The 11,074-nt window shown below is 68.3% G+C and carries 9 protein-coding genes; 6 read left to right on the top strand and 3 right to left on the bottom strand.

Annotated features, from left to right (window positions below):
* Positions 1–38 precede the first annotated feature (38 nt).
* From VI056_01035 to VI056_01060, 6 genes are read left to right on the top strand one after another with little or no spacing between them, the layout of a single operon-like run.
* Complete coding sequence (locus VI056_01035) at positions 39–1,103, top strand: glucose 1-dehydrogenase (GenBank protein HEY6201601.1); 1,065 nt, start codon at positions 39–41, stop codon at positions 1,101–1,103.
* A 2-nt stretch (positions 1,104–1,105) separates the two neighbouring features.
* The gene (locus tag VI056_01040; GenBank protein ID HEY6201602.1) at positions 1,106–1,741 is read left to right on the top strand and encodes a cyclase family protein; all 636 of its coding nucleotides are present in this window, start codon (positions 1,106–1,108) and stop codon (positions 1,739–1,741) included.
* Positions 1,707–3,446, top strand: a complete 1,740-nt coding sequence (locus VI056_01045; GenBank protein HEY6201603.1) for a GAF domain-containing protein — start codon at positions 1,707–1,709, stop codon at positions 3,444–3,446. The genes VI056_01040 and VI056_01045 overlap by 35 nt, the downstream gene beginning before the upstream one ends.
* Before the next feature lies 1 nt (position 3,447).
* Positions 3,448–4,122 carry a bifunctional 4-hydroxy-2-oxoglutarate aldolase/2-dehydro-3-deoxy-phosphogluconate aldolase gene (locus VI056_01050; GenBank protein ID HEY6201604.1) on the top strand — a complete coding sequence of 225 codons (675 nt, stop codon included), beginning with the start codon at positions 3,448–3,450 and terminating at the stop codon, positions 4,120–4,122.
* Position 4,123: 1 nt separating this feature from the next.
* Positions 4,124–6,139 carry a glycoside hydrolase family 15 protein gene (locus VI056_01055; protein HEY6201605.1) on the top strand — a complete coding sequence of 672 codons (2,016 nt, stop codon included), beginning with the start codon at positions 4,124–4,126 and terminating at the stop codon, positions 6,137–6,139.
* A complete protein-coding gene (locus VI056_01060; GenBank protein HEY6201606.1) occupies positions 6,136–7,152 on the top strand; it encodes a hypothetical protein in 1,017 nt (338 codons plus the stop codon). Before VI056_01055 ends, VI056_01060 begins: the two co-directional genes overlap by 4 nt.
* Here the strand turns inward: VI056_01060 and VI056_01065 are convergent.
* The 3 genes from VI056_01065 to VI056_01075 all read right to left on the bottom strand — a co-directional run.
* Positions 7,145–7,678, bottom strand: a complete 534-nt coding sequence (locus VI056_01065; protein ID HEY6201607.1) for a Rieske 2Fe-2S domain-containing protein — start codon at positions 7,676–7,678, stop codon at positions 7,145–7,147. The genes VI056_01060 and VI056_01065 overlap by 8 nt on opposite strands.
* 63 nt (positions 7,679–7,741) lie before the next feature.
* On the bottom strand, positions 7,742–8,845 hold the full coding sequence (locus VI056_01070) for an adenosine deaminase (GenBank protein HEY6201608.1): 1,104 nt from the start codon (positions 8,843–8,845) through the stop codon (positions 7,742–7,744).
* Between the two features lie 74 nt (positions 8,846–8,919).
* Positions 8,920–11,074, bottom strand: a 2,155-nt coding sequence (locus VI056_01075) for a molybdopterin cofactor-binding domain-containing protein (protein HEY6201609.1), incomplete at its 5' end; no start/stop codon positions are given.

Below are 11,074 nucleotides of genomic sequence, written 5' to 3' on the forward strand. Positions count from 1 at the left end.
CGACAGTATCGCCGCATGGATGCTCATATGCTCCGCCCGTGCGTGCGCTCACGGTGATACCGGGTCGCGCGGGCTCCGGCGCGGTGCGCGACGTCCCCGAACCACAGGTCGCCGAAGGCGAGGTGCTCGTCGACGTCGTGCGCGTCGGGCTGTGCGGCACCGATGCGGAGATCGAACGCGGCGAGTACGGCCAGGCACCCGATGGTGCGGACGTGCTGGTGCTCGGTCATGAGAGCTTCGGACGTGTCGCGCGCGACGCGGGCGCCCTCAAGGCTGGGACGCCGGTCGTCGCGAGCGTCCGCCGCCCCGATGGCTGTCCGAATTGCCGCGCGGGCGAACAGGACATGTGTCTTTGGGGGCAGTTCCGCGAGCGCGGTATCAAGTCCCTTCACGGTTTTTGCGCGGAGCGTTTTGCGGAACGCAGCGATTACCTCTTCGTCGTGCCCGAGGCGATCGTCGACGTCGCCGTCCTCCTCGAGCCGCTCACCATCGCCGTAAAGGGATGGCGCCATCTCTCGACCGCGCAGCGTCGCATGACGGTATGGGAGCCGCGAACCGCCATCGTCGCGGGCGGCGGTCCGGTCGGGCTCCTCGCGGCGACGAAGCTTCGTCTTCAGGGTCTCGACGTCACCGTCGTCGAGCGCCAGCACAAGCCCGAGAAGGAGGCCCTGCTCGCGCGGATCGGGGCCGGCTACGCCGCGACGAGCGTCACGCCGCTGGCGAAGATCGCGGAACGCTCGAAACGCATCGATGTCGTGATCGAAGCGACCGGGAATTCCGCCGTCGCGTTCGAGTGCCTGCGGCTCGTTGGTGCGAACGGCGCCGCGCTCCTGACCAGCGTCACCGGGGCGAAGCGATCGCTCGAGGTGCCAGCGGATCTCATCAATCAGACGCTCGTGCTGAACAACGTGCTCGTGATCGGGACCGTGAACGGGAAGGCCGATGACTTCCGGCAGGGGATCTCCGACCTATCGGACGCAGAGCGCCGGTGGCCGGGGTTCCTCGGCGCGCTCATCACGCGACGGGTTCCGCTTGAGGACGCGGCACGCGCGTTGCCGCACGATCCTTCGCAGATCAAGACAGTGGTGGAGGTGCGCGCTTGAAAGTGCACGACGTGTCGCTGGTGATGCGCGCGGACATGCCGACCTGGCCCGGCGAGGAGGGGCCGAAGACCACACCGCTACGGCGGATCGCGAACGGCGATTCGGCCAACGTCTCCGTGGTCTCGTTCGGCAATCACACCGGAACGCACGTCGATCCGCCCGTGCACTTCATCGAAGGCGCCGGCACCGTCGACAAGCTGCCGGTCGATGCGCTCGTCGGACCGTGTCGCGTGGTCGAGTTCGATGGCCCGCGTCACATCAGCGCTGCATGGCTCGACCTGGCCGGCATACCGGCGGGGACGGAGCGCATCCTCTTCAAGACGCGCAATAGCGAACGCTGGCGCGAGCCGGTGAAGCCGTTCGACCGCGACTTTGTCGCGCTCGACCGCACCGCAGCACGCTGGTGCGTTGACCGCGGCATGAAGCTCGTCGGCATCGACTACCTCTCGATCGAGCCTCAGGGGCCCGAGAAAGAGGGATACCCCACGCACAAGCAGCTCCTCGGCGCGAGGATCGTGATCATCGAGGGGCTCGATCTAAAGGACGTTCGGCCCGGTCAGTACGACCTCGCCTGCGGTGCGATCAAGTTCGAAGGCGGTGACGGTGCACCCGCAAGGGTCTTCCTCATCGAACGCTGACACTCGCGGCGCGGACGAGGTCGAGATCGGCCAGGCGCCTAGTCGTTTCGAGCGTGCGATCACGTGGACGCGCATCGCGGGCGCGGTCGCGGCGCTGCTCATCGCCCCGCTCCTTCCGAACCTGGGACTCCCATACGTGCTCGCGCTCTCGGGCTTCCTGGTGGCGTGGGCGGTCGTGCTGCATGTCCTGTCCGGACGCGCGAGCACCCCGGCGGATCTCGAGCAGACCTCGAAGGTGGCCTTCGTCGGGGACTGCATCGTCATCTTCCTCGGGATGCTGGTGGTCACGCCTGACCCGAACTGGGTCCTGTTCCCGATCTTCGCCGTGCTGTTCATCATCACCGCCGCGTTCCGACTCGGCGATGTCGGAGCGGGCGCCGCGACGCTCATCGTGTCGCTCGAATTCCTCGGCCTTGCGATCTGGCGCGAGCGTGCGCTGGGTCTGCCGATCACGCTTCCCTACCTGGCGTTCATCGTCGTCCTCTACGGACTTACCGCGCTCATCGTCTCGGCGATGCTGCGCGAGGTGGGCGTCATGCGGCGCGAGCGCACGGCGCTCATCCGCGACGCGAGCGATGCCCTGGAGCTGCGACGCGCCGACCGCGAACGCCGCGAGCTGCTCGATCGCGAACGCGCCGCGCGAACGGAGGCGGAGATCGCGACGGCGCGGCTTGAGGCGCTGCAGCGGATCACCGACGCCGCGCTTGCGCGCAGCGGGCTCGACGACCAGCTGTCCGAGATGCTGCGCCGGATCATGCCTGTCTTCGACGCCCGTGCCGCGCTCGCGCTCGTACCGAGCCTCCCTGCCGGAAGCTTTTCGGTGCGCGCCGCGGTCGGGATCGATCAGATGCTGCGTGCGCCGGTGCGCGTGCATGGCGGCGACGCGGAGCGCGCGATCCAGGCGCACCGGCCGATGCCGATCCTCGATCTGTCCGCTGCGGAACTGGACGCGCTCGTCGGCTCATCGGTGCAGGCGTCGGTCGTCGCGCCGCTGCACGCCGAGGGCGAGCTCGTCGGTCTTTTGTACCTCGCCAGTGACCACGGGCACGCTTTCACGTCCGACGAGCTCGGCCTGCTCCGTCTCATCGCCGAGCGCGTAGCGGGCACGATCGATCGTGCGGCACTCCTTGAGTCCGAGAGGCGCGCACGCGGGGCGGCAGAAGCGGCGGAAGGTCGCATGCGATTGCTGCTCGAAGCGGGCGAGGCGCTCAGTGAGGAGACCGCCGTGCAGCGCCGCCTCGAGCAGATCACGCGGCTCGCGGTGCCGAAGCTCGCGGACTTCTGCGCGATCGATCTGCTCGAAGAGGATGGATCGCTGCGGCGCGTGGCCCTCGCGGCATTGGAAGTCGATGTCGAGCGTGCGAACTGGGCTGTCGCGAGCCGCTACCGGCGCGATCCGCTAGGAACGCATCCGGTGTGGGAGGTGCTGCGCGACGCGCGGCCGCTCGTCTGGGACGAGGTCGACCCCGACCGTCTGCAGCGCCTCGCTCGGAACGGCGACCACCTGCGCCAGCTGCTCGAGCGCGGCATCTGCTCCTGGATGGGCGTTCCGCTGAGGGTGGAGGGTCGGGTGCGCGGTGCGATGTCGTTCACCAACGCGGAGTCGCGGCGCCGTTTCGCACCGGACGATCTCGCGACCGCTGAGGAGCTTGCCGGCCGCGTGGCGGCGGCCATCGCGCGGTCACCGGGCGATACGATTGCCTGAGATGGCCACCGTGCAGCAGCCCCTCGCACTGCGCCGCGACCTCGTCCGGATCTTCGGCGAGGACCGGCTTGTCGCGGTCGTCCGGACCGCCACGCCCGAGATCGCCGAGCGCGCCGCACGCTGGGTGGCCGAGGCGGGCGTCCGTCTTGTGGAGATCACGCTCACTGTGCCCGACGCGTACGAGCTCATCGCGAAGCTCGCGACCGACGACACGTTCGCCAAGCAAGGCGCGATCGTCGGGGCCGGAACGGTGCTCTCCGGCGCGCAGGCCGAGGATGCCGTGCTCGCGGGCGCGCGATTCCTCGTCAGCCCCGCGCTGGTCCCCGAGATGCTCGCCGTCGGCCGCGCACGCGACGTGATGACGATGCCAGGAACGATGACCCCGAGCGAGATGCTGAAGGCCGCCGAGCTCGGCGCTGACTTCATCAAGATCTTCCCCATCGCGACGATCGGCGGTCCCGACTTCGTGACGAACGTCCGTCGCGCGCTGACGCACCTCCCGCTGGTCGCGACCGGGAACGTCGAATACGACGAGATCCCCGCGTACTTCAAGGCAGGCGTCGTCGGCTTCGGCATCGGCGGCCCGCTCATCCGTGGCGATCTCCTGGATCGCGGGGATCACGCCGGCGTCGTAGCCAACGCGAAGCGGTTCCTCGCAGCGACGCGCAGGGCCTGATTTGCCTCGCGACCTCCCGCTCGGCAACGGCGACTTCCTCGTCACGTTCGACGCGCGCTATCAGCTGCGCGACATCTACTACCCGCACGTCGGTCAGGAGAACCACACCGTCGGCGCGCCCTGCCGGTTCGGCGTCTGGGTCGACGGCAAGTTCAGCTGGGTCGGAGACGAAGCCTGGGAGTGCCACATCGAGTACGAGCACGAAACGCTCGTGGGCGACACGGCGCTCCACAACGCGGCGCTCGGCCTGCGGCTGCGATGCCGCGACGCCGTGGACTTCGACCGCAACATCTACTTCAAAGAGGTCACGGTCGAGGACGAGTTCGGGCGCGAACGCGAGATACGCGCGTTCCAGCACTTCGACGCGCACCTGTTCGGGAACGAAGTCGGCGACTCGGCGTTCTACGATCCGCGCTCGCAGTCGATCGTCCACTACAAGGGACGCCGCGCGTTCCTCCTCTCGGGCACGGCGGGCGGGCACTCCTTCGGGCTGACCTCGTTCGCGATCGGACAGAAGGACGCACCAGGCAAGGAGGGCACCTGGCGCGACGCGGAGGACGGCGTGCTGTCACGGAACGCCGTGGCGCAGGGCTCCATCGACAGCGTGGGGATGCTGAGCTTCCGCGTGCCGGCGAACGGAAGCTCGACGGTCGTCTTCTGGATCGGGGCCGGCGCGTCGTACGACGACGTGCGTGAGCTCGACAAGCTCGTCCGCGAGCGCGGGCCGGCATCGTTCCTCGCCCGGACGAAGGACTACTGGCGGCTCTGGGCGAACAAGGACGAATCGGTCGCTGACCATCTGCCCGCGGAGATCGCCCGGCTTTACAAGCGATCCACGCTGATCATCCGCACCCAGGTCGACAACCGCGGCGCGATCATCGCCGGGAACGACTCCGACGTCCTTCGCTTCAACCGCGACACGTATTCGTACCTCTGGCCGCGTGACGGCGCGCTCGTCGCGGATGCGCTTGACCTCGCCGGCTATGGCGAGGTGACGCGCCGCTTCTTCTTCCTCTGCGGCGACCTGATGACGCGGGAGGGCTACCTGCTGCATAAGTACAACCCCGACGGTTCGCTCGGCTCGTCGTGGCACGCCTGGTCCACTCCCGAAGGGCGGCTCGAGCTGCCGATCCAGGAGGACGAGACCGGTCTGCCGATCTGGGCGCTCTGGCAGCACTACGAACGCGACCGCGACATCGAATTCATCCGCCCGCTGTACCGCAAGCTCGTTCGCACTGGCGCCGATTTCATGGCGACGTTCCGCGAAGTGCACTCGAAGCTTCCGGCGCCCTCGTTCGATCTCTGGGAAGAGCGCCGCGGGATCCACGCCTTCACGACCGCGGCGGTGTGGGCGGGCCTCACGGCCGCACGTAACTTCGCGGTCGCCTTCGGCCAGCACGAGCTCGCGAAGCGCTACGCGGTCGCCGCGCAGGAGATCCGCGAAGCGGCGCTCACACATCTCTGGGACGAGGATCGAGGCCGGTTCGTGCGTACCGTCGCGGTGCTGCCCGACGGCATGATCGTCAAGGACGCGACGATCGACATCTCGTTGGCCGGCATCTTCCTCTTCGGCATGCTGCCCGCCGCGGATCCGCGCGTGGTCGCGACGATGAAGGCGATCGAGCAGCGCCTGACGGTGCGGACGCCCGTCGGTGGCATCGCGCGGTACGAGAACGACTACTACTTCCAGATCTCGCAGGACGTCGCCACCGTACCCGGGAATCCCTGGTTCATCAGCACGCTCTGGCTCGCTGAGTGGTACATCGCGACGGCGGCGACGCTCGACGACCTCGAGCGCCCCCTCGGGCTGCTCCGTTGGTGCGCGAGCAAGGCGCTGCCCTCGGGCGTTCTCGCGGAACAGGTGCATCCGTACAGCGGCGAGCCGCTATCGGTCTCGCCGCTCACCTGGTCCCACGCCGCGTTCGTGAGCGCCGTCCAGCATTACGCTCGCGCGTCCGCTCGGATCAAGGGACGCGCCCACGAGCGCGTCGTCCGCTCCGGAGAAGTCATCGCGTGAACAACGCTCGCACGGTGACGACCGGGGGCCTTCGGTGGCAACTCCTCGCTGCGCTCTTGGCTCTCCTCTTGTCGGCGTGCCAGTCCGTCACATCGTCCCCCTCATCGAGCGCACCGGTCGCTCCGGGAGTGGGGTCGCAGGCGACGTTCATCCTGGCGAATCCCGGCGGCCTGCTCGCGCTCGATAACACCGCCCGCACGCTCGGGCGCATCGTCGACCTCCCCCCGCAGAGCGCGCCATCCACACCGTCTCTCCATCCAGGCGGTAAGGCAGTCGTCTTCGCGCTCACGCCCCAGCCGGATCCAAAACGCGGCTTCGGCTCGGACCTGTACGTGGTGAACGTGGACGGCACGGGCCTGCGAGCCGTGGTGCAGCACGAAAGTGACAACGTCTTCTACGCGAGCCCGCGTTTCGACGCCACCGGCAACGTCATCTACTTCCACCGCCGCGCCGCGATCATCGCCAACGGCTCGTTCACCGGGAACGATGACGCCATCGAGCGTCTCGACCTGCGCACCGGCGAACGCAAGCGGATCGTGAAGGACGGCGCCGATCCGACCATCAGCCCGGACGGCAAGACGATCATCTACGTCCATCTGAAGGACGGGCAGGTCGATGCGCTGTGGCGCGCCGACATCGACGGTGCGAATGCGCGGCCTTTACTCCAGTCACGCGACACGTTCTGGTACCTGCAAGCGCCCAGGTTCTCTCCGAACGATTGCCTGATCGTGTTCTCGGCGGCTGGACACACCGTGGTACGCGGCGGCGTGGACGGCAAGCTCGCCCACCTCAGTGTGCCGTCGGACCTCTTCCTTGTTCCCTGCGACGGGACCGGTCTGAAGTCGATCGGCCAGACCGGAGATGACGTCGTGCCGGCCTGGTCGCCGGATGGGACGAAGCTCGCGTACGTCGGCCAGGGCGGGTTCTTCGTGCTAGACGTGAAGTCGGGAGTCGCCCGCACGGTCGCGCAGGGTCAGGACTTCTTCTTCGGCGACCTGCTCTGGCTCAGATAGCCACGCGGATCTCCAGGTAGCGGTCGTCCCACTCGTCCCCACGATCGATGACGTTCAGGGGATTGGTGTCGACGACCAGCGAGCCACTTGGCGACTCGCTGATGTGGAAGAGCTGGAGCGGTTTCGGCGCGGGCGTCCTCACCACGACCGCGGTGTGCTTGTCGAAGCGCGAGCCGTGGCACGGACACTCGAACAGGTCCTTCTCTGCGTTGAACGGGACGGTGCAACCGAGATGCGTGCATTTCCGGTACGCGGCGACGATCCCGCCCGGCGCGTGGAGCAGGAAGAAGCGCCCTTCACGGAACAGGATCGGCCGATCGTTCGTGGCGGCGAACTGCTTCAGGATGTCGCTCGCCGTGCCGACCGCGACGGGCGCTCCGAGACCGATGATCCGCGTCACGCGCAGGTAGGGAACGATCGAAGCGGCCAGCTCGGTCGCGCCGAGCGCCACCGCGGCGAGGAAGCCGACGCGCAGGAGTTGACGCCGTTGGATGCGCGCCCTCGTGACGGAAGGAAGGCGGATCACTCGGCGATTCTGTTCGCTCTCATTACTGGCAGTCGAATAGCGATTGGGAATGGTCGCGATTCGCTAGGCACTCGGCGGCAAGCGGTACCCGGCCAGGGCGGGCTCGCCACGCAGCTTCGCGAACCCGGGCTTGATCTTGCCGTAGATGTGCTCCAGACGTTCGTCGTAGCCGATGAATGCGCTCTTCATCGCGTTGAGCGTGAGCTTCTCGACGTCGTTCAGCGTGAGCGCGAACGCTCGCGAGAGCCTGCGCAACTCTTCCGAAAGCGTCACGTCCGACATGAGCCGGTTGTCCGTGTTCACCGTCACGCGGAACCGCTGGTCGATGAAATGGCGGATCGGATGCTCCTCGAGCGAGGGCACGGCACCGGTGTCCACGTTGCTCGACGGGCAGAGCTCCAGTGGGATGCGCTTGTCGCGGATGTACGCAGCCAGCGGTCCGAGCTTCACGACGGTCTGATCGACGATCGCCATGTCCTCGATGAGGCGGACGCCGTGTCCGATGCGATGCGCACCGCAGTACTGCAGGGCCTGCCAGATCGAGGGCGGACCAAAGGCCTCCCCGGCGTGGATCGTGATCGAGAAGTTCTCGCGCCGGCACAGCTGGAATGCTTCGAGGTGCGCCTTGGGTGGGTGCCCCGCCTCCTCGCCCGCGATGTCGAAGCCGACCACGCCCTGCTCGCGGTGCGCGATAGCTAGTTCGGCCATCTCGAGCGAGTCGGTGCGGTCGCGCATCGCGCAGATGATCTGGCGCAGCGTGATCGGATAGCGCGCTTCAGCGCGCTCGAACCCACGGACGACCGCGGTGACGACCTGCTCGAGGTTCAGTCCACGCTGCGTGCTGAAGACCGGCGCGTACCGGACCTCGGCGTACACGATGCCGTCGTGCGCCAGATCCTCACCGCACTCGAACGCCACGCGCTCGATCGCGTCGACCGTCTGCATGACCGCGATCGTGTGCGCGAAGCCCCGCAGGTACACCGGTAACGACCCGCTTGCCGCACTCGCATGGAACCAACGGGCCAGCTCCGCCGAATCCGTCGTTGGAAGGCCGCCGTACTTCTGGTCGCGCGCGAGCTCGATGACGGTTCCTGGCCGCAGGCCGCCATCGAGGTGATCGTGCAGCAGTACTTTCGGCGCGGCTCGGAGCGTCTCGAGAGACAGCATCGCGGTGAATGATGCGCGCGCGGCAAGCGCTGCGTCAGCGCGCCGCGGGTCCTGCCGCGGCTCGGGGTTCGGCGCTAGCGCGCCCGCATCGCTCGGCGGGGATCGTCGCCGGGGGCGACGCGCCAGCCGGAGTGCGAAGACGGCCCAAACACGATGTCGTCCGGCCGCACCGGGACGCGCTCGAGCGCGCGACCAGTCGCGGCGCGGATGGCGGCGACGATCGCGGGCGTGCTCGAGATCGTCGGCGGCTCGCCCACCCCTTTCGCCCCATACGGTGCGTCGGGATGCGGGAACTCGATGAGATCGCAGACGACCGGGGGCATGTCGAGCATCGTCGGCAGCAGGTAGTCGGTGAACGACGCGTTGCGCACGGCGCCGTCCTTCAGCTGGACCTCCTCCATGACTGCGAGGCCAAGGCCCTGCGCGATCCCGCCCTCGAGTTGACCGATCACCGCGAGCGGGTTGATCGCCTTGCCGACGTCCTGCGCCGTCGCGATCTGCACGACCTTCACCAGGCCCGTGTCCACATCGACGTCGACGACCGCGCGATGCGCGGCGAACAGGAACGCGACGTGCCCATCGTTCTGGGTGGTGTCGTTGCGCTTCTCCGTTGGCCGATGCCTGTGCGTGACCACGCGCTCGGCCGGCGTGTCGAGCAGCTCGGCGAGCTCGACCTGATCCACGCGCTTGCCGCGCACGGCGGCGCGCTTCGCGAGCTCGGCCTTCACCTCACGACACGCCGCGAGCACGGCACCGCCGGTCATCCACGTCTGCCGCGACGCCGACGACGAGCCCGCAGAGCCGATCGTCGTGTCCGGCGTCTCGACGATGACTCGCTGGACGCCGAGCTCGGTGCGCGCGATCTGCTCGCAGACGAGGACGATCCCCTGCCCCACCTCCGACGCCGCGGTGTGCACGCGGACGACGACGCCGTCACGGTCGCGCTCGACGCGCACGCGCGCGGTCGAGAAGTCATCGAACGCATGGGAGTAGCAGACGTTCTTCATACCGACCGCGAAACCGACGCCGCGACGCACTCCCTCGCCGTGCGTGAGATTGCCCGCGCCGCCCGGAAGATCGAGCGGGTCATCCGACGTCCGGTGCGGCGGCAGCGGCAGCGCCGCGCAGCGCGCGATCACCTCGGCGACGGGTGCCGATCCCTCGACCGGCTGGCCCGTGATGATGCGATCGTCGTTCACCAGTGCGTTGCGCGCTCGCAGCTCCACCGGATCGATGTGGAGCGCCGCGGCGAGCTTGTCCATCTGCGCCTCGTAGCCGAAGCACGACTGCACCGCGCCGAACCCGCGCATGGCGCCGGTGGGCGGGTTGTTCGTATACGCGCCGACGGCGTGAATGAGCGCGTTCGGGACGCGGTAGGGTCCCGCGCCAAAGCACGCCGCGTTGGCGACGACGGCGAACGTCGACGACGCGTACGCGCCTCCGTCGAGGACGATGGACGCGCGAACGAAGACGAGCTTCCCATCGCGCGTCGCGCCGTGCTGGTACCACATCCGCGCGGGGTGGCGATGCACGTGCCCGTAGAAGGACTCCTCTCGGCCGTACGTCATCCGCACCGCGCGCTTTGTCGCGAGTGCGAGAAGGCACACGTGGATCTGGAGCGTGACGTCCTCGCGCGCGCCGAACGCGCCACCCACACCCGCGAGCACCAGGCGTACTTTCTCCTCCGGAAGACCCAGGCAGGGCGCGATCTGACGCAGGTCCTCATGGAGCCACTGGGTCGCGACGTGGAGCGTGACTCCGCCGTCCTGACCCGGGATCGCGAGACCCGCCTCGGGCCCGAGCGCAGCCTGGTCCTGCATCGCGACCTCGTACTCGCCCTCGACGACGACGTCGGCCTTCGCGGCGGGATCGCCGTGCACGACACGCACGTCCTCGATGACGTTGCCGTCTTTCGGGTCGTGCAGCTTCGGAGCATCCGGCTGTAGCGCGGCGACCGCGTCGGTGACCGCGGGCAGGAGCTCGTATTCGACCTGGATCGCCTTGGTCGCGAGGCGCGCCTGTTCCGGGTCATCCGCCGCGACGAGAGCGACCGGCTCGCCGACGTAGCGCACGACGCGCGTCGCGAGCATCGGCTGATCTGCGCGCATAAGGCCGAACTTCTCCTGTGTCGGGAGATCGTCCGACGTGATCACCGCGCGCACGCCCGGCATGCCGCGCGCGGCCGCGACGTCGACACGAACGATGCGCGCGTGCGCGTGCGGGCTCCGC

This window comes from Candidatus Limnocylindria bacterium, assembly GCA_036523395.1.
GTDB lineage: Bacteria > Chloroflexota > Limnocylindria > P2-11E > P2-11E > CF-39.